This is a genomic window from Pseudalkalibacillus sp. R45 (assembly GCF_052246725.1).
Classification (GTDB): Bacteria; Bacillota; Bacilli; order Bacillales; family Fictibacillaceae; genus Pseudalkalibacillus.
Window position 1 is genome coordinate 35352 of the sequence record NZ_JBQQCL010000019.1, and the last position, 26999, is coordinate 62350.

At 41.5% G+C, this 26999-nt stretch carries 26 protein-coding genes; 14 read left to right on the forward strand and 12 right to left on the reverse strand.

Translation table 11 applies throughout. The annotated features are described in order from the left end of the window. Nucleotides 1–27 precede the first annotated feature (27 nt). Complete coding sequence (gene asd / locus ACTWQL_RS21000; protein ID WP_443144359.1) at nt 28–882, reverse strand: archaetidylserine decarboxylase; 855 nt, start codon at nt 880–882, stop codon at nt 28–30. A gap of 248 nt (nt 883–1130) precedes the next feature. Here asd and ACTWQL_RS21005 point away from each other — a divergent pair, with 248 nt between their 5' ends. From ACTWQL_RS21005 to ACTWQL_RS21020, 4 genes are all read left to right on the forward strand, one after another. Then, nucleotides 1131–2480, forward strand: coding sequence for a TrkH family potassium uptake protein (locus tag ACTWQL_RS21005; RefSeq protein WP_443144360.1), 1350 nt, complete (start codon nt 1131–1133; stop codon nt 2478–2480). Between the two features lie 312 nt (nt 2481–2792). Further along, on the forward strand, nt 2793–3110 hold the full coding sequence (locus ACTWQL_RS21010) for a hypothetical protein (RefSeq protein WP_443144361.1): 318 nt from the start codon (nt 2793–2795) through the stop codon (nt 3108–3110). Between the two features lie 53 nt (nt 3111–3163). After that, entirely contained in the window at nt 3164–3361 is a 198-nt protein-coding gene (locus ACTWQL_RS21015; RefSeq protein WP_221568817.1) for an alpha/beta-type small acid-soluble spore protein, read from the forward strand. 93 nt (nt 3362–3454) lie between these two features. Next, a complete protein-coding gene (locus tag ACTWQL_RS21020; protein ID WP_443144362.1) occupies nt 3455–3715 on the forward strand; it encodes a hypothetical protein in 261 nt (86 codons plus the stop codon). Nucleotides 3716–3759: 44 nt separating this feature from the next. On the opposite strand, the gene ACTWQL_RS21025 is transcribed toward ACTWQL_RS21020, so the two are convergent. Together ACTWQL_RS21025 and ACTWQL_RS21030 are read right to left on the reverse strand one after the other, a co-directional pair. Continuing rightward, entirely contained in the window at nt 3760–4410 is a 651-nt protein-coding gene (locus tag ACTWQL_RS21025; protein ID WP_443144363.1) for an amino acid ABC transporter permease, read from the reverse strand. After that, complete coding sequence (locus ACTWQL_RS21030; protein WP_443144364.1) at nt 4403–5185, reverse strand: transporter substrate-binding domain-containing protein; 783 nt, start codon at nt 5183–5185, stop codon at nt 4403–4405. Before ACTWQL_RS21030 ends, ACTWQL_RS21025 begins: the two co-directional genes overlap by 8 nt. A 358-nt stretch (nt 5186–5543) precedes the next feature. On the opposite strand from ACTWQL_RS21030, the gene ACTWQL_RS21035 reads away from it, so the two are divergent. After that, nucleotides 5544–5771 (forward strand): hypothetical protein, encoded by a 228-nt coding sequence (locus ACTWQL_RS21035; protein ID WP_443144365.1) that lies wholly within the window; start codon nt 5544–5546, stop codon nt 5769–5771. Between the two features lie 224 nt (nt 5772–5995). Here the strand turns inward: ACTWQL_RS21035 and ACTWQL_RS21040 are convergent, their stop codons facing one another. The 6 genes from ACTWQL_RS21040 to ACTWQL_RS21065 all read right to left on the reverse strand — a co-directional run bounded on the left by ACTWQL_RS21040 (nt 5996) and on the right by ACTWQL_RS21065 (nt 12520). Next, nucleotides 5996–7093, reverse strand: a complete 1098-nt coding sequence (locus ACTWQL_RS21040) for an ABC transporter ATP-binding protein (RefSeq protein WP_443144366.1) — start codon at nt 7091–7093, stop codon at nt 5996–5998. Nucleotides 7094–7228: 135 nt separating this feature from the next. After that, nucleotides 7229–8122 carry a PucR family transcriptional regulator gene (locus ACTWQL_RS21045; RefSeq protein WP_443144367.1) on the reverse strand — a complete coding sequence of 298 codons (894 nt, stop codon included), beginning with the start codon at nt 8120–8122 and terminating at the stop codon, nt 7229–7231. A 216-nt stretch (nt 8123–8338) separates the two neighbouring features. Beyond that, on the reverse strand, nt 8339–8536 hold the full coding sequence (locus tag ACTWQL_RS21050; protein WP_443144368.1) for a hypothetical protein: 198 nt from the start codon (nt 8534–8536) through the stop codon (nt 8339–8341). A 3-nt stretch (nt 8537–8539) separates the two neighbouring features. Then, nucleotides 8540–9757 (reverse strand): YheC/YheD family endospore coat-associated protein, encoded by a 1218-nt coding sequence (locus tag ACTWQL_RS21055; RefSeq protein ID WP_443144369.1) that lies wholly within the window; start codon nt 9755–9757, stop codon nt 8540–8542. Next, on the reverse strand, nt 9754–11127 hold the full coding sequence (locus ACTWQL_RS21060) for a YheC/YheD family endospore coat-associated protein (RefSeq protein WP_443144370.1): 1374 nt from the start codon (nt 11125–11127) through the stop codon (nt 9754–9756). Before ACTWQL_RS21060 ends, ACTWQL_RS21055 begins: the two co-directional genes overlap by 4 nt. Continuing rightward, complete coding sequence (locus tag ACTWQL_RS21065; RefSeq protein ID WP_443144371.1) at nt 11120–12520, reverse strand: YheC/YheD family endospore coat-associated protein; 1401 nt, start codon at nt 12518–12520, stop codon at nt 11120–11122. Before ACTWQL_RS21065 ends, ACTWQL_RS21060 begins: the two co-directional genes overlap by 8 nt. Before the next feature lie 377 nt (nt 12521–12897). Between ACTWQL_RS21065 and ACTWQL_RS21070 the strand changes: the two genes are divergently transcribed. Continuing rightward, a complete protein-coding gene (locus ACTWQL_RS21070) occupies nt 12898–14037 on the forward strand; it encodes a DUF445 domain-containing protein (RefSeq protein ID WP_443144372.1) in 1140 nt (379 codons plus the stop codon). Between the two features lie 64 nt (nt 14038–14101). After that, nucleotides 14102–14464, forward strand: coding sequence for a YlbF family regulator (locus ACTWQL_RS21075; protein ID WP_443144373.1), 363 nt, complete (start codon nt 14102–14104; stop codon nt 14462–14464). A 284-nt stretch (nt 14465–14748) separates the two neighbouring features. Here ACTWQL_RS21075 and ACTWQL_RS21080 read toward each other — a convergent pair whose 3' ends face one another. After that, nucleotides 14749–15564, reverse strand: coding sequence for an aminoglycoside N(3)-acetyltransferase (locus ACTWQL_RS21080; protein ID WP_443144374.1), 816 nt, complete (start codon nt 15562–15564; stop codon nt 14749–14751). Nucleotides 15565–15689: 125 nt separating this feature from the next. Between ACTWQL_RS21080 and ACTWQL_RS21085 the strand changes: the two genes are divergently transcribed. The 3 genes from ACTWQL_RS21085 (at nt 15690) to ACTWQL_RS21095 (ending at nt 19186) form a co-directional block, all read left to right on the forward strand. Further along, a complete protein-coding gene (locus ACTWQL_RS21085) occupies nt 15690–16565 on the forward strand; it encodes a Cof-type HAD-IIB family hydrolase (protein WP_443144375.1) in 876 nt (291 codons plus the stop codon). 525 nt (nt 16566–17090) lie between these two features. Then, a complete protein-coding gene (locus ACTWQL_RS21090; RefSeq protein WP_443144376.1) occupies nt 17091–18578 on the forward strand; it encodes an aldehyde dehydrogenase family protein in 1488 nt (495 codons plus the stop codon). 263 nt (nt 18579–18841) lie between these two features. Next, entirely contained in the window at nt 18842–19186 is a 345-nt protein-coding gene (locus ACTWQL_RS21095; protein ID WP_443144377.1) for a c-type cytochrome, read from the forward strand. A 137-nt stretch (nt 19187–19323) separates the two neighbouring features. On the opposite strand, the gene ACTWQL_RS21100 is transcribed toward ACTWQL_RS21095, so the two are convergent. Continuing rightward, nucleotides 19324–19824, reverse strand: coding sequence for an NUDIX hydrolase (locus ACTWQL_RS21100; protein WP_443144378.1), 501 nt, complete (start codon nt 19822–19824; stop codon nt 19324–19326). A gap of 334 nt (nt 19825–20158) precedes the next feature. After that, on the reverse strand, nt 20159–20344 hold the full coding sequence (locus ACTWQL_RS21105; protein ID WP_221568831.1) for a YhzD family protein: 186 nt from the start codon (nt 20342–20344) through the stop codon (nt 20159–20161). Nucleotides 20345–20484: 140 nt separating this feature from the next. Between ACTWQL_RS21105 and ACTWQL_RS21110 the strand changes: the two genes are divergently transcribed. From ACTWQL_RS21110 to ACTWQL_RS21125, 4 genes are all read left to right on the forward strand, one after another. Next, nucleotides 20485–21384, forward strand: coding sequence for an ABC transporter ATP-binding protein (locus ACTWQL_RS21110; RefSeq protein WP_443144379.1), 900 nt, complete (start codon nt 20485–20487; stop codon nt 21382–21384). Then, a complete protein-coding gene (locus tag ACTWQL_RS21115; RefSeq protein ID WP_443144380.1) occupies nt 21377–22648 on the forward strand; it encodes an ABC transporter permease in 1272 nt (423 codons plus the stop codon). Before ACTWQL_RS21110 ends, ACTWQL_RS21115 begins: the two co-directional genes overlap by 8 nt. Nucleotides 22649–22776: 128 nt before the next feature. Further along, nucleotides 22777–24006 carry a metallophosphoesterase family protein gene (locus tag ACTWQL_RS21120; protein ID WP_443144381.1) on the forward strand — a complete coding sequence of 410 codons (1230 nt, stop codon included), beginning with the start codon at nt 22777–22779 and terminating at the stop codon, nt 24004–24006. 8 nt (nt 24007–24014) lie between these two features. Next, nucleotides 24015–26993, forward strand: coding sequence for an AAA family ATPase (locus tag ACTWQL_RS21125; protein ID WP_443144382.1), 2979 nt, complete (start codon nt 24015–24017; stop codon nt 26991–26993). Nucleotides 26994–26999: the final 6 nt, after the last annotated feature.

The following is a 26999-nucleotide window of genomic DNA, read 5'->3' on the forward strand; positions in this document are numbered from 1 at the left end:
TTTGAGGTATGAGGCCGATTTGATCATTCAATTGATTTTCCGTTCCAGACGTTTCACTCGATAGCCGAGCGGTTGCCCCATTTTTACAGAAGAGCCAGGTTCTAATGAGGGATTGAGCGCAATCAGATTTTCTTCGAATAAAAGGATGACAGTTGATCCAAACTCAAAATGACCTATTTCATCGCCTTTATCAACAGGAAGTAATGTTTCTAGTGTATTTTTCAATGGTTGCCCTTTGTGATGTTCTTCAACCTGATCCTTAAACGCCAGTTGCACGCTTCCGACAATCAAGGCGCCAATTTTTACGATGGCCAATTGACCTGTAGCACTATGGAGATACGTAGCAATCCGTTCATTTTTTGTGAAAATTCCCTTAACCGCATCAACCCCCAATTTATTTACTGGATAGAGGCGACCCGGTATGTAGGAATAGTCTGTAATAGAACCGTCAATCGGTGCGTGAATCCGATGGTAATCCTTTGGACTTAAATAAATGGTCATAAAGGAACCGTTACGGAATGCTCGTGCTTTGTTTTTATCGTTCAAAAGGCTTTCTACAGTATATGATGCACCTTTTGCCTGGATGAGTGTGCCGTTTTTGATCTCACCGACCTGGGTGACTGTACCATCTGCAGGACTTACTAATGTATCAATGTGTGCATCCACCGGTCGTGCTTGTGGTTTTAATGTTCTTTTGAAAAATTCGTTCAGGTTTTTATACTCATGAAGCGGCTTTTCAATCATGCTCATATCGATTTTATAGATTTTCGCATATGCCTTGATTGCAAATCTACTGAGCGAAGCCTTCATAAAAGAACCGATAAAGTAAGTGATGGCATGATGAGGTAAACAAAATAAAAGATATTTCAAAACAATTTTCATTTTTTTCTCCTAAAAATGATACTTATAATTCCAATTGATTTAGAACAGGTTTAGTATTCGCGTGAAAAGGGTTTATGAACAATACCAATATTATACTTCCTAATGACAAGCGTGTTAATAAAAAAATGAAGAAAAAACAAATCGATTTACAATTATGGGAAGACTATTTTAATAAATAGGGTTTTCATAGCCCTATAAATTAGGTACGATAGATGCGTTATATATGGCACAGTAAAAGGTTGTTGAAAATGAAAAGAAACCCAAGACTACGTAAAATACGTTTAACTTCCGTACAAATGATCATATTGTTCTATCTAGGTGCAGTAGTTCTGGCAACCTCGCTGCTTAGTCTGCCATTCGCTCATCGTGGTGGGATGGAATGGTCTTTCATAGATGCTCTATTCACCGCGGTTAGTGCCATCAGTGTTACAGGATTGACTGTTGTCAATACAGCAGAAACCTTCAATGAATTCGGTTATTTCATTTTGGCTTTTGTCTTGCAATTCGGTGGAATCGGAATCATGACCCTGGGTACATTCATCTGGCTTTTGGTTGGTAAGCGTATTACATTGAAGGAACGCCAACTGATCATGGCTGACCAAAACCTCTCGACCCTTCAAGGTCTTGTCAGGATCATGAAGCAGATTCTGTTTCTGATTCTTATCATTGAGTCAATTGGGACATTGATTTTAGGTGTCTATTTCATAAATTATTTTGATACATGGCAACAATCATTTATGCAAGGATTCTTTGCTGCGGTCAGTGCGACCACAAATGGAGGGTTTGATATCACTGGACAATCCTTGACTCCATTTGCAGATGACTACTTTGTTCAGTTCATCAACATTTTGCTGATGATATTAGGAGCGATCGGATTCCCGGTACTCCTTGAGGTTAAAGAATATCTGATCTCAAAAAACGGGAGATATCAATTTTCCCTCTTTACAAAGCTCACAACTGTCACTTTTTTGTTTTTAGTTGTGGCAGGGACTTTATTTATCATTTTACTAGAACATGATTTATTTTATGAAGATAAGTCCTGGCATCAAGCTCTGTTTTATTCCTTATTCCAATCTGTTACGACGAGAAGCGGCGGTTTATCAACAATGGACATGAATTTGTTTTCAGAGCCGACTCAGTTGTTTCTATCGGCATTGATGTTCATTGGTGCTTCCCCAAGTTCTGTAGGGGGAGGTATCCGAACCACGACATTTGTGATTGTCATTTTAGCGATCCTATCGTTTGCAAAAGGAAATCAGACAATTAAAGTCTTCCGACGTGAACTGTTAATGGAAGATGTCCATAAAGCATTCGTTGTACTTAGTGTTGCTGTCATGATGTTTGTTACTGCAGTACTCTTATTAATGTATAGCGAATCTGCACCAATGATCCCGATTGTATTTGAAGTTGCATCTGCCTTCGGTACATGCGGCTTATCGATGGGGCTGACACCAGAGTTGAGCTCATTTGGCAAAATCATTGTCATCTTATTGATGTTCATTGGTCGTGTAGGAATTCTCTCTTTCTTGTTCATTATACGAGGTAAAATTGTAAAAGAAACCTATCATTATCCGAAAGAACATGTTATCATCGGTTAAATCGATCAGGCGAAGCCTGGTCGTTTTTTTTTTGCACAAGGTTGTTTTCGCAAATTTTGTTGCTCTTGCACTTAAAGAAAGTATAAAATACTTTCTTCAGTATAAGGGCAACTAAGGCTCGACCTACAAAAGACATGGTCTCGCCAAGTTTTCTTTAAAAGTCGTTGATTTTTGCTCCAGGATGCTCGCTTTCCGCGGGGCGTGCGGTGAGCCCACTCGTCCCCCTTGCAACCTCAGGAGACTCCTTTTCAAGGAAGCATTTGTGCTCCTGCATCTACAAGAAAGTCCTGTCGAAGCGAGCTTCCTCGTCGCATGCCTTGCGAGGAGATTATTCAGGTAGTAGGCACGCTGATCCCGCAGGACAAGGAAAGCTTCGGCAGCGTTTCATCGCACGAAGAAAATGCGATTTTCATTTTCGAGGAGTCTCGCACCTTGCTCTCCAATCAACTTGCACAAGGTAAGTTTTTAAAAATGAAAAAGCAACAATTCTTTAGAAAAGAGCCTTGCACAAAAAAAACCTATGCAATGGATTACCTTTGCCAAGTTTTCTTTAGATGCATCCCTAATCATCAGGTTTATTTTAATACTGATATGTCTATAGCTGTAATAATTTCCAATCGAAATATATGAATAAGGCATTCTCAATAACGCAAACTATGTGTACCAAGGAGGAGGTGAGATACATGGCTCAAAACAACAACCGTAACCAATTGGTAGTACCAGGTGCTCAAGCAGCTTTAGACCAAATGAAGACTGAAATCGCTTCTGAATTTGGTGTGCAACTTGGACCAGACACAACTTCTCGTGCTAACGGATCTGTAGGTGGAGAAATCACTAAGCGTCTTGTTCAACAAGCTCAATCACAAATGGGTGGAAGATAACATTAAAACTATGGCTTCCGAAGGGGTGGAGAAATCCATCCCTTCTTTCCACATTTTCATATAAAAGAAATAACCATTAAAGGAGTAGGTTTCATGTCGATGTGCCCTGTATGTAACCAACTGAGTGATACACAATACCGTTGTCCTTCATGTTTAGGGTTGATGCAGGATAATGGAAGAGTAATGGACTATTACGATGACTACAGTCCGTATTTCGATATCGATTCGTTGAAAATGGAAGATGGCTATCCAGAGGATGAACAGGAAAAACAATGTCCACATGTTTTCCACTGTACACAATGTGCTGCAGATAACGTCTTGTTGATCCATGAATGGAGAGCTGAATGTAACTAAAAAGAGCAACAGCTCGAATGGCTATTGCTCTTAACGGCATCAGCTTAAGTTTTGAGTTTACGCTCCAGGTAAGTCTGTATGATGCTTAGTATTGTCGTTAAAGCCCAATACATAAATAAGATTTCAAGGAAGATCCAGAAAACGACTAGATTGGAAGCGGCAATTTGTTCCGCACGTGCTGTAAGTTCTTCGACTGCTAATACTGAAGCAAGGGAAGACGCTTTGACAATATCAATCAGTGAATTCCAAACAGGAGGGATCGATCGTCTCCAGGCTTGTGGAAGGATGATACTTCTCAAAACCTGAGCGGTATTCATTCCAAGTGAATAACCTGCCTCCCATTGTCCTTTCGAAATCGATAAAATAGATGCACGATAAGATTCAGAAATATAAGCACTGAAATGTAATGTCAATCCAAGAATTGCAGCTTGCCAACCACTAAAGGTGTAAAGCCATGTCAAACCAAAATAGATGACAAGCAGCTGTGTGAGCAAAGGTGTACCGCGAAAGAAGGATACATAAAACCGTGCAACCCCTGAAAGGATTTTAAAGTCGGATATCCTCATCAAAACAATGATAAGACCTAAGATTAAAGAGGCGAAAATCGCAATAACACTTAACATTACGGTAATTTGAACTCCCTCCAGTAAGAACGGGAGGGAGTTGATCATCAGGTCTAATGTTTCTTTATTCACTTACGTCTTCTCCAAAATACTTCTCTGATATTTCAGCGATTGTGCCATCTTCTTTCATCTCGGTCAAAGCTTTATTCACTTTTTCAATCAGTTCGTTTTGATCTTTACGGAAGGCAAATGCCATCTGATTTTCATTGAATGGATCCCCGACAGGTTTCACCTCATAATTACTGTCTTTCAGTTCCTGCTGGATGAAAAGTCTGTCATTCAATGCAGCGTCGATTCGATTGACATTCAAATCTGCAAGGACCTGAGCGATCCCTTTATAATATTTGATCTTCGCCCCTGCTTCTTTTGCAGCCTCAGCATAGTTGCTGCCCTGAGTGGTTCCGACAGTCTTTCCTTTTAAATCCTCGATGCTTTTTATTTCATTGTTATCTTGATGAACGATGACTTGTCCTCCTGATTTTGTATAAGGCTCAGAGAATGCATACTTTTTTTTCCGTTCATCTGTTATGGTAACCTGGTTCGCTACCATATCGAAACGTTTGGAGTCTAGTGAACCGAACATACCTTTCCATTCTGTTGGAATGAATTCAGCTTTCATTCCGATACGTTTTGCCACTTCACGTGCAATATCTACATCGTAGCCAGTTACTTCATTGGATTCTGAGTCACGGTAACTGAATGGAGGATAAGTGGCTTCTGTTCCAATCTTCAGCTTTTCCCGTTCATCTCCACCGGCACCTTCCTTATTATCTTTCATTCCACAGGCTGAAATAAAACTAAGCATAAGTACGGAAATCAGTGTAAGTAAGAAGTATTTCTTTTTCATGTTTTTTCTCCCTTTTATGTTATTTAAATCTGATTATTTTCATAGGATAAGTACAAATTATATTCTAATAAGAATTATTCATCAAGTCAATTATATTGTAGTATGTACATCTTCTCAAAAAAGCATGTTTGGAAAGAGTTTAATGTAAGCTCTTTTAGTAAGGCTGTTTTCGCAAACTTTGTTGCTCTTGCACTTAAAGAAAGTATAAAATACTTTCTTCAGTATAAGGGCAGCTAAGGCTCGACCTACAAAAGGCTTGGTCTCGCCAAGTTTTCTTTAAAAGTCGTTGATTTCCGCTCCAGGATGCTCGCTTTCCGTGGGGCGTGCGGTGAGCCCACTCGTCGCCTTGCGACATTGAATGGTCTCACCTGTCCCGCTGATCCCGCAGGAGTCTCGCACCTTGCTCTCCAATCAACTTGCACAAGGTGAGTTTTTAAAAATAACTAAAAAGCAACAATCTTTTAGAAAAGAGCCTTTTGTAATGGACGTGGAAATATACTCGCTTTCCGCGGGCGATACGCAAGCCTCCTCACTTACACAGGACCTGTTGGCTTCGACGTTCACCATAGGACGTTGGGGTTGTTAGTCCAAGAGCCTTTTAAAAATGTGTGTAGCCTTGCCTGACTCGCTTTTCCCGCAGGAGTGTCGTGAATTTCGGTAAAATCAAACATAGTCAGAAATCCATCATAAATTTAACGAAACCAAAAAAGAAAAGTGTCAGAAACCTCCAACACAACATTTTGTATGTTGTTAAGTTCGGAGAGACTCTGACACTTTTGGGTTAGTTCAGTGAGGTTGTATTGTAACGAATTAACGAATACGGTTTTCAGTTTGTGGATCAAAGAAATGACATTTGTTCATGTCGAGAGCGAGATCAAGCTTCTGTCCGTTTTGGATATCTGTTCGTGAATCCACACGAGCAGTGAAGTTTTGACCTGCAACCGTTGAATAGAGATAGGTCTCAGCACCCATCAGTTCGGCAACATCGATCGCTGCTGTAATTTTCGATCCTTCTGACGCTTCAGTGAACACAGGTTCATCATGGATGTCCTCTGGACGGATTCCAAGAATGACTTCTTTACCTGCATGTCCATTTTCACGAAGAAGTTTCATCTTTCCTTCTGGTACTTTGATTTTGATGTTGTCCATTACAAACGTATCGTCCTGTAGCTTCCCATGAAGGAAGTTCATTGCTGGTGACCCAATGAAACCACCGACAAATACATTTTCAGGTGTATCATACACTTCTTTTGGTGAACCTACCTGTTGGATAACACCGTCTTTCATAACAACAATCCGGGTAGCCATTGTCATTGCTTCAGTTTGGTCATGTGTTACATAAATCGTTGTCGTTTGCAAGCGCTGGTGGAGCTTTGTGATTTCAGCACGCATTTGTACACGGAGCTTTGCATCCAGGTTCGAAAGCGGCTCGTCCATTAAGAAGACTTGTGGGTCACGGACGATGGCACGTCCTAATGCGACACGCTGGCGCTGACCTCCCGATAGTGCTTTCGGTTTACGATCCAGGTATTCTTCAAGCCCTAAAATACGGGCAGCATCTTTAACACGCTTGTCCATTTCTCTTTTATCGAACTTACGGAGCTTAAGTCCAAAAGCCATGTTGTCATAGACATTCATATGTGGATAAAGAGCGTAGTTCTGGAACACCATTGCAATATCGCGGTCTTTAGGAGCTACATCATTTACGCGTTTTTCACCAATATGAAGGTCACCGTCTGAAATTTCTTCAAGTCCAGCGATCATACGTAATGTTGTTGACTTACCGCAACCGGATGGACCTACGAAGACGATAAATTCCTTATCTTTAATATCAAGATTGAAGTCTTGTACCGCTGTTACTTTGTTATCGTATTCTTTTACGATATTTTTCATTGTGATTTCTGCCATTTTGTGGATCTCCTCTCGTTTGCAAACGTTTTCTTTACTTTAGTTATTTATAGTGTAGACTTAAGCATTTCAAACGTAAATTGGAGGGATGCACAAAAATTCTGGCGAGCTTTAGGCGATTTGTACAAATGCTTCTCAATCCTCTATGGTGAGAAGCAAATGAATGGTAACGGCATCATCAAATTCTTTTGGGTCAAGCCCAGTAAGGTCGGTGAACTTTTCTATCCGATATTGGAGACTGTTGCGATGAATGAAAAGTTTTTTGGCGGCATGTGTATGGTTCAAATTACAGTCGAGTAATGTTTTGACCGTTTTTAATAAATCAGGTTCCACATGACTAAGGACTTTCTCATAAATATAATGGGTATCTTCTTTATTTGAGTGATGGAGGAGAACCTTAGGTAGAACGGTAGAAAGTGTATGTATCCGTTGTTTACTTTGGAAATGTTCCGTTGTGATTTTATAAAAAGAAGATTCCTTATCAAATTGATGTTTTGCTTCAGTAATGGAAGAGAAGGTCGAACCGATGAAAAGTGATGTTTTCATATAGAAATCACTTTCAATCGTATGGAGTAATTCAAGTAATTGCTCCATTGAAGTTGGGTGCTCTGTTTGCGGTTCAACAAAAACACCTGTATAACGATCCTTCCAGACAGGGACGACATCCTCAGACAACATGTTTTGGAACGCTTCTATGAATAACTCATGCTCAACATCCTGGCTATGGATACTAAAATGCAAAAAACGCCCTTGCTCAAATGTGAGGGCGGATTCCGGGGTCCGGTTGTTATATAGAAGCTCATACCAGGCATGCTGGTTTTCATCTTCCTTTATAGGTCGGTTGGATAAGGGAGTTAGAAAAACGCCAAGTAATTTTTCTGAATCACTAGAAAGCACATCCAGATCCACACCGATTTCTTCACCATCCGGGGTGCGGTACCATGTGTAATTTTTTGTTTCATTAGCATCAGTTGCATGAACAAATGCATTTCTGCCGAATATTTTCTGCAATTTCTTGATTTCAGACATGAACGAAAACCCCTTCAGCATAGTTATACCTCTATTATAACAAGAACGTTCATAACAGTGGGAAACTGTGACATGATTCATGGAAAAAGGACCTCAAAAGAATAATTCCTTTGGGGTCATTTTTTCGCTAAAACAGAGCCTTCTTTTCATAAGGCTGTTTTCGCAAATTTTGTTGCTCTTGAAAGTCGTAGATTTCCGCTCCAGGCCACGTTTTCTTTATTTATCGTTGTTTTCGTTTTTATATTCAACTGGCGGCTCTTCTTCATAAAGCGGTCTGCTCTCATCGATTTGTGCTTGAGCGTCTGGTCTGAAAACCGTTCCTCCAGCCATTCCTTCGTTGATCATACGATCGATATCCATGAAATAACGGTCTCGTCCTTCATGTTGGGATCCTTTTTCATCTTTATTGGTCATCGTTCATCCTCCTTTTTCACTAGTATGAGTGAGGGGAGGGTCTTTTATGTCCGAACGGGGAAATCCTGACATTTCTAATATTTGCTGATACCAGTTTCTCAGGGCTTTTTTTTGTATTTCAATTTCATCAAAAATCATCGGTTTTGAATTGATTTCAAATATCCAATACCGCTGCCCCGTATCTACACCTAGATCGATTGAAAACTCCCCGACAGGGCCTAAGGATTGGTCAAGTGTGGAACCTGTTTCAGATGCGATGTTCCGAATAGTGTCCAAATGAAGAGGGGCGAAATCTGAAGGTAAAAGGGCTCCGCCTGAGGGGACGTGGGTCGTCAGACGGTTAACCCCTGCACAACGTAAACCATACCCTGTGACATGCCACTTGTTTTCGAGTTTTTGGACAAGGATGCGATAGTCGAATGGTCTGCCTTGATACGTTTTTCGCTGGATGAATGGCTGCATGATGAAGCTCTTTTCATGCTGTAGGATGTTCCATATTTGATCGACATCTGTCCGCATTCTTCTTTTATTCGATCGATAGAGAAGGCTTTCGCTCCATTTTTGATGCAATGTAAAGATCCCTTTTCCTTTTGAACTTGCACTTGGTTTGATAAGGATCTGGCCATGCTCATTCAAAAAGTCATTCAGCTGCTTTTTTGAGCGTATCAATTTCGTTTCAGGTAAAAACGATTGCAAAATCGTGTTATCATTCAGGATCAAGTAGGTTTCCCACTTTGGAAAGAAGCACAGATTGAAGTACGGGATAGAAAAATCGTCCAGCCAGGATAGCAAACGATGGAATTCGTTATTGTTCTCGTCCTTTTTATAAGGAATCCTGTTATAGACGAAATCAGGAGGAGGGGTCCTCACGCGTTTCCACATCAGCGTAATTGGGTCATAAGTATAGCCATGAATATGGGTGGTTGAGATGTCCTTAGATGAAAAAACCACTGCAAGCCCGCCGTTTTCATGGACATAACTGATCAAACGGTTGAACGTATCGATATTTCCGATAAACGGGAGGCTGGCATTTGCGGATGTAAGAATCCCAATTATAGGTCCCGTCTTGTTACCTTCTTTCTTTTTCAATGTAAGGTTGAGACTGCTGTTCCTATACTCGGAAAAGGGGAGGGGCTCATCTGCCGCTCCCCATATGAGTGTTTCATCCTTTTCATGATGACACCACTTTTCAGACTCCACGTCCCAGCTGATCGAAATCATCTTTTCACCGCAACCTGTCTTTTAATCAGTTGTTCATATAAATATATCGAGAATTCGAAAAGAAGTCTGGAAGTTCTTTTATCGGATGCACTTAAATTCGGGTGACTGAAAATCCCGCGTCCTGGTTTGGCGTTCGCTTCAAATAACCAGACTGCACCTTCATGGTCGATTCCCAAATCAAAACCGATCTCTCCTATGACTCCTTCCATTTTTTCAGATAGTGAATCACTAAGTTTCAACGCTGCTATTTTAATATCTTGTGTGATGGATTTGGATTTCCCCATTTCATTCACAATATCTTGCAGGGTAAGGATTTTTCCTCCGCTTGTTACATGTGTGGTTACACTTCCTGTTCCAGCGAGCTTTGCAGCGATTGCGCTGACTTCCCAATCCCCATCCCGGTTCCGGTTCGTATGGACTCTGAAATCGATCGGTTTTCCGTTACAACTAAGCAGGTGAATGCCGCGTTGGGCCATATACCCTTCAAGTCCTTTCGAAAATTGTTGTCGCAGTAACCTTTTTAAGGATGTGTAACGCCTCAAGCGATTTTGACCATTGGTCCGGAATTTACAATAGTAGAAGGGATCCTTTCTTCTTTTGATGATTTGTTGAATGCCGATTCCAAGGCTTCCATTTGTAGGTTTTACATAGACATTTTTGTAACGGTGAAGCATTTCTTCGATTTGTGACGCTTCAGGAGAGTTCAAGGTATCAGGCAAATAATTGCGGACATGCTTGTTATCGTACAGAAGTTCATGGACCGACCACTTATCAAAAAATCCAGGATTGAACCAGAGCATGTTCGTTTCCTGTTCGAACTTCATTTTTGTTTCTGTGGTGGCAGGTAACCTTTCAATCCGCCGGTTTGGAAGACGATCATAAACGAGAGTTGGAAATGGGAGCGGGTGCTGACTCCACCCTGATTTGTCAAAAATATAACCATTGATCTTTTTTTCGTTCCAATCGATATGATGTGTACCGAAAACATACGCAGTCACACCCAGTTGCATAGCTTCAGAAAGGAGTTTTGCAAACATGGAGGAACGTTCTCCAATCGGCTTATAAGTGCCACCTGTAAATCCAGCAGTAAATATTCCGACTACTGGACCAATGTGCAAGGTGCCATTCGATTCATAAATATGGTGTTGCTGGTCTTTTAGGAGCTTCAATTTATTACAGAGGGTTGTTGATAACATATATTGTTCCTTACGATCTGGATGTGGCTGGATGGTAACGGTTACTTCTCGTTGTCCATACATGACTTTTGAAGGGAAGGACCGGTTCATCACCCATTGTTGAAAGAGGCTGAACGGTGTGTAGATGACATCTTCCTTTTCCTCGACAACGGAAATCGATTGAGGGTTAAGCATGATCATACTCCTTTCGAAACTCGTTACTCAAGTCATGTGTATATAGATAGTTTGCAAACAAGAAAACACCTAGGGCTGATGGTCGTATTTCTCCTTGTTTTAGAGCAGTCGTATAGTGCTTAGATGGTTTTGAGTTCACTTCCAAGATCCACGGGTGTCCGCTCTTATCAATCCCGAAATCGATGCCAAATTCACCGAATATACCATCCGCATACAGATGAAGACTTTCTGCTACTTCCAAGGACAGTTCATAAAGGAGAGCTTTGATCGCCTTGGCTTTTGCTGTTTCAAAGGATGCGGACAACAGTTCAGTTAAAGGATAAGATTTGGCACCATACGCCATATTCGTCACGATCGGATTCGAATCGCTCACTCTTGCAACACTTGAGGTGATGCACCAATCGCCTTTTTCGTTCCGGTTACACAGGATTCGAAAATCGACATTCCCATTCGAATGGGTCATCAGGGGAACCCCTTGCTGAATGATATAATTCTCCATTGGTACGAATTGATTGATGAAATTCAATACACCCTTTGTGGATAAAGAGGGGAGTGGAGGATCAATTTCTTTTGATGATTCTAGTTTGAATTTTCCTTCAGGTTCTTTTGTGATTCGGATGATCCCTCTCCCTTCTGAGCCATGGTCTGGTTTTAAAAACAATGAAACGTGTTTTGTCATTAATTTCATCAATGTTTCCTCATCGATTTTTTTATGGGTTTCAGGTAGGTTAGCAGCTAAAGCGTCACGTTCTACTAATATGTGAAAAACATCCCACTTAGAGATGAAATGGTCATTAAAATATGGAATTCCAAAATCCTGACAATGTCTGAAAAATCGTATGCATGCCTCCGAACCCTCAGTTGTACGGCTGGATATTCGATTATAGATGATATCTGGATATGGAAAGACGTTTTGAGTGAGTGTATCCTCTTTCATCGTAAAGCCATGTATCCAATTGGAGTGGACATCTTGTAGTGAAAACAGGTAGAACGTGGCGAGGTGATCTTTACATAGAGTTGCGATTTCTTTTGAAAAAGCAGTGATATTTCCAAAAGGGTTGTTTATTTCTCCTGTTCTTTCAGCTAACACCGCTATGATCGGGCCAATTCGTAATTCTTTTAAAAGTGGATTGTAGGTCAGTGTATAGTATTGATCAGGAACGGGAAGATAATGATCTTTCTGGATTTCTTTCGGCACGGATAGTGTAAAATAGGAATCATCCAATTTTGTTATACATGTCACTAATATTCGTTCACTGCCGAAGCGGAGCCAAAGTCTTTCGTTTAATTGGATGCCCAAATAAGTGAAAAGATGGTTGCTGAGCCAAAGTTTATATGGGTTTGAGGAAGTTGTTTCTGTGTACGAAAAATAAATCTTGATTTTCCTGCCCATGGTACTCCCTCATTTATTTAGTAGTTATCGCAGAGATCAACCTGCATTTTGTTATCCTGGCTAGCGATTTAGAGTACTTCATAAGTTTTCTAGAGTACCTCAAAATTGGATTATCATGTATTTGAGTACTCTTTAACACCATTTGTTCGGTTTCACCAAGTTTTCTTTACGCCTTATGGCATAAGTGCAACTAAAACTCAATCTGCGCCTTCGGCTTGACTTTTAAGTTTTCTTTATACCTCGTGACATAAGTGCGACTATGGTTCAGTCTTCGCTTCACTCGACTTCACCAAGTTTTCTTTATAGGCGGGTGTGGATATCGTATACTATGGTAAGAAATGATAAACGGTGACATAAGTACGGAAGGTTGGTTTTTGATGGAATTCATATGGATAATATTGATGATGGTCGCCATTGGAGCAGCAATTGGGGGCTTTACCAATTCACTCGCGATCAAAATGCTTTTCCGCCCTTATCAAGCGATCTACATCGGGCGTTTCAAACTCCCGTTTACTCCCGGTCTGATACCGAAACGGCGAGAAGAGCTTGCGGTCCAACTAGGTCAGATGGTCGTCAACCACTTGATTACTAAAGAAGGACTGCAACAAAAGTTAGCTCAATCCCATTTTAAAAAAGAACTTGTGCATTGGGGTCAAAACGAAGTCGGAAAGCAGCTGGAAACCGATAAAACGATCAATGAGCTTGCAGCAGAATTTCTGAACCAAGCCCAGTTCAATGAACGGTTCGACGATAAACTGAAAACTTTTCTGCACGATCGAATTGAAGATACGATCGATCGTCTAGGAGAAAAACCAATCAAATCTCTCCTAACGGAATCGATGAACCGACGGATGGAAGCTTACATACCAGAAACGACAAGGTTCATTCAAACGAAGCTGATTGATTTTGTCACAAGTGTTGAAGGGAAACGTCAGCTGAAACAATTGATTGATGAATTTCTAGCTGGAAGAGGTATGCTGGGAAATATGATCAATATGTTCCTTGGGAACGAGAGCTTGATTGATAAAGTACAAACAGAGTTGATCAAAATCCTTAGGAAAGAAACAGTTGCCTACATGATGGAGCGTGTTATAGCTAAAGAATGGAATGCTTTCAAGGAACGTCCTGTATCTGATTTCATCGAGCTTTTGAAACTGAGGGATTCTCAGGATAAGGCTGTGGATTGGGCTATCGGGCAGATTGATACGGAAACGATTTTTTCAAGACCCCTTCATGAATTGATTCACCCATATCGTCCTACGATTGAAGAGAAAGTCATTCCCGAGCTTGTCGATCGTTCATTAGGCTGGGTAGGTGACAATATGGAAAAAATCATGGAAAAGCTACAGTTGTCAGAATTGGTCCGTCAGCAGGTTCAAACGTTTTCTGTTCAACGCTTGGAAGAGATGGTGCTATCGATTTCTAGAAGGGAATTGAAGATGATTACCTACCTTGGTGCACTGCTTGGGGGGATTATCGGCTTTATACAGGGTCTTTTGGTTTACTTTATGACCTGAAGCCTGTTATAGTGGTAACGGTGCTTAATAGTAACGGCATTTATTAATTATTAGGAGGCTAACTATGAGTAAAAATGTCCATGATGCGGCATACAATTTAGAAAATGCAATACGTGAAAGTGATGACTTCAAGGAGCTTCAAAGCTTATATGATCAAGTGAATGCAGACGAAAGCGTCAAGAACATGTTCGAAAACTTTCGTAACTTGCAAGTAGAGCTTCAACAAAAGCAAATGCAAGGACAGCAGATCACTGAAGAAGAGGCACAGAAAGCTCAACAAACTTTCGAGCTTGTACAGCAAAACGAAGTGATTTCTAAATTGATGAGCGCAGAGCAACGCGTAAGCATGCTTATCCAGGACATCAATAAAATCGTTACAAAGCCTTTGGAAGAATTGTACGGAACTCCAGAGCAACCTGAACAGTAAAGGAAACTAGGTGAAGTCAAGCTTATGGCGAAGGCTGATCCTTAGTTGAACTGATACTGAAGAAAGTATAGAATGAAGCGGCTGACGAAGAGTGTCAGCCGTTTATTTTTGCATTTAAAGAAAGTATAGATACTTTCTTCAATATAAGGGCAACTAAGGCTCAACCTGCGCTAAGGCTTGGCTTTGCCAAGTTTTCTTTATAAATGGTGCGAGTAATTTTGTAAATACCATCATTAATTTCGTGATTTGGTACGATGTTACTACACTCCCACCCCAAACTCTCCTCAATCCTGATCCGTTCTCTGCTCTTCAAACCAATTCACCGCAAAATCAACGGATTCTCTCTGTTTAAATAATTTGCAATGTGCAGAACCGACCTTGCCCTTCAGAATGTTTTCATTTACGTTTTCGAAAGCTTTTCCGATTTCCCCAAATGGATCATCATCGTAATCGATCTCCAGATAATTTTTCCATAGGCGTTTACCATTTTCGATGATCGGCGCACCTCTTGACACGGTCTTTCGAACACCGGATCGATGCTCAGCAAGGTGAAAGGAAGTATGTGTATCGAAGTCAGTTCCTAAAAACAACACATATGCATCAAGTTCGTAAGCTTTTGCAATGGGCGACTGCTCTCCCAATCCATTATCAAGTGTATGGTTGTTGGTGATTACTTCAGCCTGTTTTCCCCATGCTGCAGCAGACATATTCGGATGGTAGCTTCGATAAACATCTGGATACGTCCTGAATTGTTCAGGAATGATCCCTAACCCTCTTGTTTTCGTCATTCTTGGATCGAATGCAGGCATTGTCTCCCTGATGGTTTCCCACCAATCCTTTGGAACAGGTGGATTTACCCAGTACGCGGGATCCGAGAGATCTGCCGAATGGGCTTGCATGATCAAGGTCCCTTTCGGAGTAATCGCGTCCATCAAAGCTTGAATGACGGCTTGCGATCCACCGCAAACCCACCCTAAAGACTTTAATGAAGTGTGTACCATCAATGTCATACCTTCTTTTATCCCTAGTGTATGGAGATCTTTTTTCAGACTCTGTCTAGTCCTTGGTTGTTCTGTAATTTGTATCTGTTTCTGTTCCATGGACGTGTTCCCCCTAAAATTTTCGCCATCCCACTATTTCGGTACGGAACCTTCAAATCCTGTCTTTATCATCAGTTCTATTCATTTTCATTTTGTCATAGAGATGAGAAGAGGAGAAGTATAGATTGGAGGGGATTATCCTGGTTTATCGACTACTTGCTTTAGACATCGACGGTACCCTGCTCAGGAGTAATTTCAGGATCGATCGTTCGACTAAAGAAGCGATTGATTATGTGAAAAACAAAGGGGTGTATGTCACCCTGGCAACAGGACGGAATTTTCCGTCCGCTCAAAAGATCGCCAAGGCATTGAAGCTTGATAGCATCCTCATTACCCATAATGGTGCTTTGATTGCTTCGTCAATTGATGAACCGCTCCATGAAGAACGGATATCAGCCTATGATGTACGGAAAATCGTGCAAATTTTAGAAAAGTATGACGCACATATCCGCCTGCTTCATGAACGGTATTCTTTAGGGAACCAAGTACAACAGAAATCCCATATCGTTGCTAAAATGACGATGGGAATCGGGGACCCGTTATTCTATCCGGTAACCTTCACTGAAAAATTAAGTGATCATTTAGAGGAAAAACCGATGTCAGTGCCAAAGATTGATGTTCAATTTTTCAATGATGAAGAAAGGGAAGCGGCATATCAAGAATTGAAAGAAGAAATTGAGGGCGTCCAGATCACTGCTTCAACAAGATGCGATTTTGAAGTAATTCCTAAGTCGATCAACAAGGCTGTAGGTCTACAGATCCTTGGTAAGCATCTTGGGATTTCGATGGATGAAATGGTCGCTGTCGGTGACTTTACGAATGATATAGAAATGATCCAGATGGCTGGACTAGGGGTGGCGATGGGGCAATCATCCGTGGACGTGAAAAATGCAGCAGATTGGGTGACACGTACGAATGAGCAGCACGGTGTTGGCTATTTGGTTCGAGAAGTCTTCCGAAGACAAATGAAGATGCAAATCGAACAACCGATCGAAAATTGATAAAGTGATGAAGGGGCTGAAGGGATCAGCCTCTTTTTACACTTAAAGAAAGTATAAAATACTTTCTTCAGTATAAGTGAACAAGCTGGCGGCTTCGGAAGCAATACACCGCACGAAGGAAAAGCAATTGCTTTTTCGAGGAACTAATGGAACAGCCTACGCCAAAGGCTTGGCTTTGCCAAGTTTTCTTTAGTTTGTTCTGGAAGGACTCTTCAAGGAACAAAAACCACCTTTTTGGACAAGTATTGTTAATATAATGTTACAAATATTACGAAACAGATATTCTTGTTCGTCTCGATCTTATTCTCGGCTTCATTTCTCTGATATTTCGACACTGTAACAAATGTCTATAATCCTTCTATAGCAATGGTTTTCATCTCATAAACTAATTTGCACAAATTGATTTTGCGTATTTTGACGATATATCTCGACATTAAAATTGTTAAAATATCATATATTGAAAGGGTTTTCATCACTTTTTCAAGAAATAGTGAGGTGCATCTTAAATTTTGAAGGAGGATTATGATGGAAAAAGTATTAGACGCTCAATTGAAGCCGAAAGTCGCTGAATTTCTGAATGGAACGAAAAAATTGTTTATCAATGGGGAATGGGTTCCTTCTGCCTCTGGTAAAACTTTCAAAACATTAAATCCTTCCAACGGTGAAGTTCTCGCTGTCGTAAGTGAAGCGGAAAAAGAAGATGTCGATCGAGCTGTACGTGCTGCACGGAAAGCTTTTGACGAAGGTCCTTGGTCAAAGATGAGTGCTGCATCAAGAAGCCGACTGATTTATAAGCTAGCAGATTTGATGGAAGAAAATAAAGAAGAATTAGCACAACTAGACACGCTTGATAACGGAAAACCAATCCGTGAAACGACAAATGCGGATGTACCGCTCGCAATTGAGCATTTCCGCTATTATGCTGGATGGGCTACTAAAATTGTCGGACAGACGATCCCGGTTTCCGGAAAGTTTTTCAACTATACACGCCATGAGCCGTTAGGGGTAGTTGGACAGATCATCCCTTGGAACTTCCCATTATTGATGGCAGCATGGAAAATGGGGGCAGCATTGGCAAGTGGATGTACAATCGTATTGAAGCCTGCTGAGCAAACACCGCTTTCAGCACTCTACTTAGCTGAACTCATGCAAGAAGCTGGATTCCCTGAAGGTGTCGTGAACATCGTCACTGGTTACGGTGAAACGACAGGTGGGCCAATCCTTGAGCATGAGATGGTCGACAAGATCGCCTTTACAGGTTCTACTGAAGTCGGAAAGCATATCATGCGTACAGCAGCAAATGATCTTAAGCGCGTAACACTTGAACTTGGCGGTAAATCACCGAACATCATCCTTCCAGATGCGGACATGTCGAAGGCGGTTCCAGGTGCATTGTCCGGTATCATGTTCAATCAGGGACAAGTATGCTGTGCAGGATCCCGTCTCTTCATTCAGAAGAAGTCATTTGATAATGTTGTAGCAGACCTTGTCTCTCATTCTGAAAAAATCAAACAAGGTATGGGTCTCGATCCTGATACAGAAATGGGACCTCTTGTTTCCGAAGAACAACATAATCGTGTATTAGGCTATATCGATAGAGGTAAGTCAGAAGGTGCAGAACTGTTGACTGGTGGTACGAAGCCTTATGATCAAGGTTACTTCGTTTCTCCGACAATCTTTGCTGACGTAAATGACACGATGACGATTGCGAAGGAAGAAATCTTCGGTCCAGTCGTTGCTGCTATGCCATTTGAGGATTTGGATGAGGTTATCGATCGTGCCAATAACTCTAATTACGGCCTTGCTGCTGGATTGTGGACTGAAAATGTCAAGAGTGCACACTATGTTGCAAACCGCTTAAAAGCAGGAACTGTTTGGGTGAACTGCTATAACGCGTTTGATGCAGCATCACCATTCGGAGGATACAAGCAATCTGGTATCGGCCGTGAAATGGGCTCCTATGCACTTGATAACTACACTGAAGTGAAGAGTGTATGGATTGGCATGAGCTAAGCAACTCCATAAAGGTACGGGCTGGTCTATTGACCAGTCCGTTTTTTATCAGCTCTTTTTATAGGTCTAAAGTAACAACTTGCTCAAGGTAAGGGTGAAATTGCTCAAGCTGAGGATGAATTTGCTCAATTTTGGGAATGAAATTGCTCAAGCAGAGCTCAAAACACCTCAAGTCAGCTAAATTCACTTCAATGGAAAAATCATGTTTTATATATAGGATTTAGGGGAAAATGAGAACATCAAAATAATAGTGGGGTGTTCAAATGTTGCGATTCTTATCAATTCTTGCCTTTTCATTATTGCTTGTAGCTGGACTAGCTGCCTGTGGTGGTGGTGGAGATGAGAACGGAGCGAATGAAGGAGATGGCGGAGGCGATTCTGTTGATGTTGCAGCTGCTGAGAAAACGTTTAACCAAAATTGCGCTTCCTGTCATGGACAAAACCTTGAAGGTAGAGGAAACGCTCCATCTCTTGAAACAGTTGGAAAAGACATGAGTCAGGAACAAGTTCTTCAAAAAATCAAAAACGGCGGCGGTGGAATGCCTGCAGGTTTGATTGAAGGGGAAGAAGCTGAAAATGTTGCAGCTTGGCTTGCGACAATGAAATAACCACATACTTAAATCCACAATGACCTTGTAGGAGAGAAACCAACCTGCATAGGTCATTGTTTTTTGGTAAAGGGTGTTATTCCTATAATAAGGACTGGGGAAAAATACTCGCTTGCTGGCTGGCAAATCAGTCCGTACTAGATGTATCCGTTCAATTGACAGAGAAAAAGCGCATATCCTAGTTCACCGTCATGAATCTTTCCGTCCCGTATGGATTTTAAAACATCCTTGAGCGGCATCTGGATGACCTCGATTTCCTCATCTTCATCGAGCTTTTGGCTGCCAAAGTTCTTGATTGAACTTGTGAAAAACAGATGTGAAAACCGGTTAGTAAAGTACGGTTGAGGATGGTAGGTTCCCAAATATGTAAGTTGATCGACGGTTATCCCTGTTTCTTCATCCAATTCTCGTTTTGCCCCATTTTCAGGTTGCTCCCCATGTTCGAGCCCACCCCCGGGCAACTCGAAGGTCTGTTGATCCATTTGGTGTCTGAATTGCCTCACAAGGGTAAGGTTCCCTTCGTGGAAGACAACAACTGCAACAGAAGCAGCTTCTGATTCTTCAATAAAAAGAGATCCTGATTTTGTCTCAAATACAGTAGAATCTCGATGTTCAAGCAATGCTTTTCGAAAATTCATATCCTGCCTCCCTCTGATACGGCCGATTATGCAGTTTTTACGGCCAAACTTGGCTTTTTATACAGCCGAAAGACATTGACGTCTTTACGGCCAAGAAACAGCTTCTTACGGTTAAAACAAGCGGTTTATCGGCCAACCGACCCTATTCTTCAAAAATCGCCACGCTCATGTGGCCGTCAACCAGCCTTAATTCTTTTATCGGATAAAGAAAACTTGGCACAGCCAAGCCCTAGCGTAGGCTGAGCCTTAGTTGCCCTTATATTGAAGAAAGTATTTATACTTTCTTTAAATATTAGAAAAACGGCACCATGAATAGATGCCGCCTTCGTATGTGTCATCGATGGAATAAGACGAGTTCTCCAGAAGGGGAGGTGACTCGGCTTGTGTGATTCTCATAATCATTGTCTGCCAGTATATCTTGCCCGATCTTTTTAGCCTCATTGTTGTCAGCTGCTTCAAAGGATTCTTCGTAAATCTTTTCACCCTTATTATCAAAAACGGTTATGATGTACATTTTCATGTGGATTTCTCAACCTCCTTTTCCAGCTTATATTCTAGATACTTTCCGAATCTCCTTCTTGTTAATTATTTGGCTAACCCGAAAAAACGATGAAACTTTTTTACCGGGCAACCGTTATATAGGTGAGGGGGAATGAAACCGTGAGTTTACATATTGAAAACGTGACGAAAAATTTTGGTGGCTTCACTGCTGTTGATAATGTCTCATTCCATATACCTGAACATCAAATATTCGGCCTATTAGGGGCGAATGGTGCAGGGAAAACGACAACATTCAGAATGGTGATCGGATTATTGACACCGACAGCCGGGGACATCAGATGGAATGATCAACCATTGTCCCAAAAGGATTCGCATCTGATCGGCTATCTGCCGGAAGAACGCGGACTTTATCCAAGTCTGAAAGTTTCCGATCAATTACTCTATTTGGGCCGTCTGAAAGGGATGAAGAAATCAGAGATTGTGCCGCAAATGAAAAAGTGGCTTGAACGTTTCAAGGTGCCAGAATATGAAAATAAAAAAGTTGAAGAGCTGTCAAAGGGTAATCAACAAAAAATCCAGTTCATAGCTGCTGTGCTCCACAAGCCGAAAATCCTGATCCTCGATGAACCGTTTAGTGGACTTGATCCGGTGAATGTCGAGATGTTGAAGGAAGCTGTCCTTGAGTTGAAAAAGGAAGGGACGACGATTGTGTTTTCGAGCCATCGGATGGAGCATGTGGAGGAGCTTTGTGAACATCTATGCATCCTTCATAAAGGGAGTCCAGTCGTACATGGATCATTGAAAGAAGTGAAACGATCTTTCGGCAAAAAGAATGTGACTGTCTATGCTGATTTTGATCTAAGCTATCTTAAGGACATTCCAGGTGTTGTCCGTTATAAGCAGGTGCCTGAAGGCGTACATCTTCAAGTCGAGAATGAAGATATATCACAAAAGATCTTCGATAGCATCAATCGTAAAGGATTTGTCCGTAAATTCGAACTTGAGGAACCATCGTTGAATGACATCTTTATCGAAAAAGTAGGTGCTTCTTATGAATAAGCTTTGGATCGTGATGTTACATACGTATAAAACGAGAATTCGATCGAAAGCGTTTATTTTGACAACGGTTGCTTCACTTTTGCTTATTCTAGGACTAACGAACATGCAGACAATCGTCAATACGTTCAATGGCGATGACGAAGACAAGAAGCAAGTGGCTGTACTTGATGAGTCAGGCAGCTTTTATGAGTTATTGAAGCAACAGGTTGACACTACATCTGATGACATCGAATTGACAAAAACCAATCAGAGTGAAAAAGAAGCAGAAGAAAGTGTCCTGGATGGGGATTACAATGCACTTTTATACCTTGAAAAGAACGAAGAAGGTTTGCCAGAAGGGGTGCTAAAGACAGCAAGCGTCCCTGAGGCCGGGTGGATCAGCAATATCGAAACTAACCTTCAGCAGACGAAAGTGATGATTGCGACACAGCAGTTAGGTGTGGATCCTGCTGAATTGACCAGCTTATATGAACCTGTTTCATTTGAAAAAGCGTCCCTGGAAGAAGGGGCCAAGACCGAAGAAGAACTGAATCAAGCGCGATCAATCGTTTATGTGCTTTTATTTGTCATCTATTTTGCGGTTATTTTCTATGGAAGCATGATCGCAACAGAAGTGGCGACCGAAAAATCATCAAGGGTGATGGAAATCCTGATTTCAAGCGTTTCACCTGTCAAACAGATGTTTGGAAAGATATTCGGGATTGCGCTTTTAGGGATGACACAGTTTTTCCTGATCTTTCTTGTCGGATTCTTATCGATAAAATATGGACCTTCCAATGGAGAGGAATCAACACAGTCTCCGACGGATTTCACGTCCTTCATCCAGATCGACCAGCTTCCGATTTCTACAGTCGTCTATGCAATCATATTCTTCCTGTTAGGGTTCCTTTTATATGCGACACTCCTCGCGATGCTCGGTTCCTTAGTGAATAAGGTGGAAGAAGCCAATCAGGTGATTACACCGGTCATTCTGATTATTGTCGTCGCATTCATGGGGGCGATGTCAGGGCTTGGGAACCCTGAAGCCGGCTTTGTTACTATCATGTCATATATCCCATTCTTCACACCGATGATCATGTTCTTAAGAGTAGGGATGCTCAATATCCCTGCATGGGAAGTTATGCTCGGCATCCTCATTCTGATCGTAACGATTGGCGTTTTCGCAGTCATAGCTGCCAAGGTCTATCGTGGTGGTGTGCTCATGTATGGCAATGCAACCAGTTTCAAAAATTTCAAGAAAGCAATACAATTGACGAAAAAATAGAAACATCCAAAGGCTCTATCACTTCATCGGTGGTAGGGTCTTTTTCTATATCTTATAACGAACAAACGCTCGTATGGATATGGTAAAATAGCAATAAGGATCTCACTTGGAGGAAGGATGAGATGACAATGCGGAAGATCAGATTCATACATACTGCAGATTTACATATCGATACACCATTCAAGGGTTTGGGGCACCTGCCGGAGCCCATCTTCAATATCGTCAAAGATAGTACGTTCCGATCCTTTGAACAGCTAGTTAAGCTTGCCATAGAGAAACAGATCGATTTCCTCGTCATTTCAGGGGACTTGTATGACGGAGCGAATCGGAGTTTGAAGGCACAATTGTTTTTGAAAAATCAGTTTCAAAGACTCCAGGACCAGATGATCGATATATTTGTCATACATGGAAACCATGATCATTTAGGTGGCGAGTATATCAAACTTAAATGGCCAGATAATGTCCATTTCTTCAGCAGCAGAGAACCGGAGATGCTTCCTTTTAAAAAAGAAGGGGAAGTCCTTGCGCATCTTTATGGCTATAGTTACCCAAAGCAAGCGGGGACGGAAAATATCTCATCGAAGTATCAAAAGCTGGAAGGCCCCCCATTTCATATCGCTTTACTACATGGCTCGATCGGAGGAAATTCCGATCATCAGACTTATGCTCCTTTCATGCTGCAGGAGTTGCAGGCTCAAACATTTGATTATTGGGCGTTAGGACACATCCATAAAAGAGAGGAACTTTCCCATCATCCCTACGTAATCTATCCTGGTAACATTCAAGGGTTGAATCGGAAAGAGAGTGGTCCAAAAGGTTGTTATCTGGTCGATATGAACGAAGTGGATGCGTCGTTGGAATTTCTAGAAACTTCAACAGTACGATGGGAGTCTGAAAGTCTTTCAATAGGAAAAACAGATACGATGGATGATCTGATTCATCAAGTCAACCTTGTAAAAGAGAAGTTACGCAATACGGGAGTGAATACGATTTTATCGATTGAGTTTTCGGGGGAAAGTCCAGCTCTCAAATCGCTTAACGAAAATGACACACTAGATGATTTGATGGATCATTTACATGAAGGGGAAGAAACAGAGGAACCATTTGTATGGGTGAATCGTATAGCCGTTGAGCCCGTTTACACAGAATACATCAATGAACTTGGAGAATCTCATTTCATGAAGGAAATCTTCAATGTATTCGGGCAAATGGACAAGAGCGATCCCGCCCTGGAAACTCTTTTGAAGCATAAGAAAGCGAAGAAATTTTTAGATGATGAAAGTTTGGGAGACAACGAGATTGTAGAAGAAGCCAAAAGGCTGTTGATTGAGTCGATCGCATTGCAATCAGAAAGGTAGGGCTGGCGATGAAGATCATAGATTTACATATATACGGATTCGGGCGATTCGAGAATGAATTCATCCGATTTGACGAGACTGAAGTCCAGGTCATATACGGGGAAAATGAATCTGGTAAATCCACTGTGATGGCCTTTATTGAATATATGCTGTTCGGGTTTCCAAAGCGCAGTGAAAAGCGGTTGAGATACGAGCCGAAGACAACCCAGGCCTATGGCGGAAAACTGCGTATTGAAACAGCTGAGCATGGCATCCTCACCATTGAACGGAAAGGCGGTGCTTCCGGAACTGTCACTATTGTAAAAGAAGATGGAAGCAATGAAGGAGAAGATTTCCTCCAGCAGGTCTTAGGGGAAGTGAACCACCAAACCTTCCGTAATGTCTTTTCTTTCAACCTGGACGGATTGCAACAAGTGAATGAAATCAAATCAGAGCAGTTAGGAGAATATCTTTTCAATGCCGGATTGACCGGGGCACAACAGCTCAACCAGATTTCGAAATCATTAGAAGACCAACAAAACAGACTATTCAAACCGAATGGCAAAAATCCTGTCTTGAATCAGAAGCTGAACCATCTCCATGAGCTCGAACAAAAGGTGAAGCAATGGAGCAAGAAGCTTGATGAGTATAACCGGATGAAATCCGAATTAGAGGGTAAAAGAGAAGCGTTATCAAAATCTGAAAGAGCAAAAAAAGACCTGGATCAGGAAAGGACGGACCTTAAGCATCTCCAATCGATCAACCCGCTTCTTGAACAGAAGAACACATTCGAGAACCAGTTGAAGAGCCTTCCCGCCGCTACACCCTTTCCTGAGGATGGATTGGATCGTTTTCAAAGTCTTAAAGAACGGCAAATTGAGTTGCACAGTGATCGAAAACATGTGGAAGATTTGATACGTAAAAATAAAGAGTTGTATGATGCGCTACACCTTAACGATGATATGCTCGATCAGGCCCCCCGGATCAATGAACTGGAAAGCAACTTCCGTTTGTACAAAGGGAGACAGGAAGACTATAGCAAACTGAAAGAGCGGATCGAGTATCTTCAGCAAGAAATCGATAATGAAATGCAGGTAATCGGTCAAGAATGGACAGAAGAGACAATACGTTCGATTAACACGGATCTCGTAACGAAACAGCAATTGATCAGCAAATTGAAAAGGCTCGATCAATCAGTAGAGGAGCAAAAAAGACTCGATGAGGACCTTTTGCATGCTCGAGGTGAACTTGAGGAAAATGAAGCGAAGAGGACCTCCTTAATCGAGCAGATGCTTCCAGAGGAAACGATCCAATCCTATCGTGCAAAGGTGAAAGACTTAACCAATCAATCGCCGGAATTGTTAAAAGGAAGAATTGAAACACTGAAAAGTCTCCAAAGCGCTTCAAAAGGAAATTCGATCAACCGTATCATCATTTGGGCGATGATCGGTCTCGGAATCGTGCTGACGGGCATTTGGATGATGCAAGGCGATTATATTGCTGGTCTCATCATCGGAATCAGTCTGGTAGGCACAGGAATTCTCCTGAATAAAAAAGGCGGTTTGGATAATGAGCAAGATCTTAAGCGCCAAATCACCGAACTTGAGGCCGAGCTTCGTTATCACCAAGACAGCAATGACGTTTCCGAAATCGATCATGTGAATCAACTGTTAAACGATCAACAGCAGTTGGCAGTCCAATTCGATCATCTGAAAGATCATGAACAGGCTCTTGAAAAGAGATACCAGGATGTAGCCAGTCGTTATGACCAATGGGAGATTGAGCACCATCAGACTGTAGAGGAACTGTCCAGATGGAGGAAAATGGTGCATATACCATCAAATGTCCCGGATGAACTACTTCTAGAAATTTTTGAACGGATTGATCACTTGAAGAAAAGATTGACGGAGCAGAGTCATTTGAAAAAGAATCTGGATCAGCTTCAAACGGAACTTTCCAAGTTTGAGAGTTCGGTTCTGGATATCTCCCGTGCCTGTCATATTGACTCCACTCACGGGATAGAGCGGAATCTCTCACAGCTATCGAGACAGTTAAAGGAGCAGATGGAAAAGCGTGAAGAAAAGAACAGCTTATCCGTCTCTATTGAACAGCTTCAGGAACAGTATGAAGGATTGTTGAAAAAGTATACGCAATATACAGATGAAATCGAAACCTTGTTTGCATTAGCTGAGGTACAAGATGAAGAAGCTTTTCGCGAAAAAGGAAAAGCGAATGAAAAGTATGAAAAATGGACAGAACAACTGCAAATGGTAGATGCTCAGCTGAAGGCTTCGACAGATTGGAAAATCATCGAACACCTGGAGAACGATCCGTCTAAATTAAGCAATCTCCAAGCTCGTTTAGAAACACTGGACGAGGAGCTTGAAACAATCAGCAAAGATATCGACATGGTTCGTGATGATTGCTCGCAATTGCAAGCTGCGATTACACATCTAGAGGAAGATGGCACATATTCGAATCAACTTCATTCCTATCATCTGGCCAAGAGTGAATTCATTGAAGAAGCTAAGAAATGGGCTGTTTACAGGACAGCACAATATGTGCTGGATCGGGCGAAGCAAAACTATCAATCTGAAAGACAACCGCGTGTTATCAAGCGGGCGGCAGGTTATTTTACAGCACTGACAGAAGGGGAATACAACCGGATCATCGCCCCGAAAGGAGAAGAAAGTTTCTTTATCGAACGTAAAGATAGAGTGGTTTTTAAGCCAGAAGAGTTGAGCAGAGCTACTATGGAACAACTTTATTTATCTTTAAGGTTTGCACTGGCAGAAGAATATGAAAATCAAGGAGATTTCCCTTTGATCATGGATGATATTCTTGTAAACTTCGATGAAAAACGTCATAATCTTGCATTTGAGCTCATCCGATCCATTGCAGAAGAACGACAGGTGCTCTATTTTACGTGTCACGGAAATGCAGCTGCCTATTTGACTGAGAAGCCATTACAGTTACCAGATAGAGCATCACTTGAAGTCCAAACCTAATCGTTT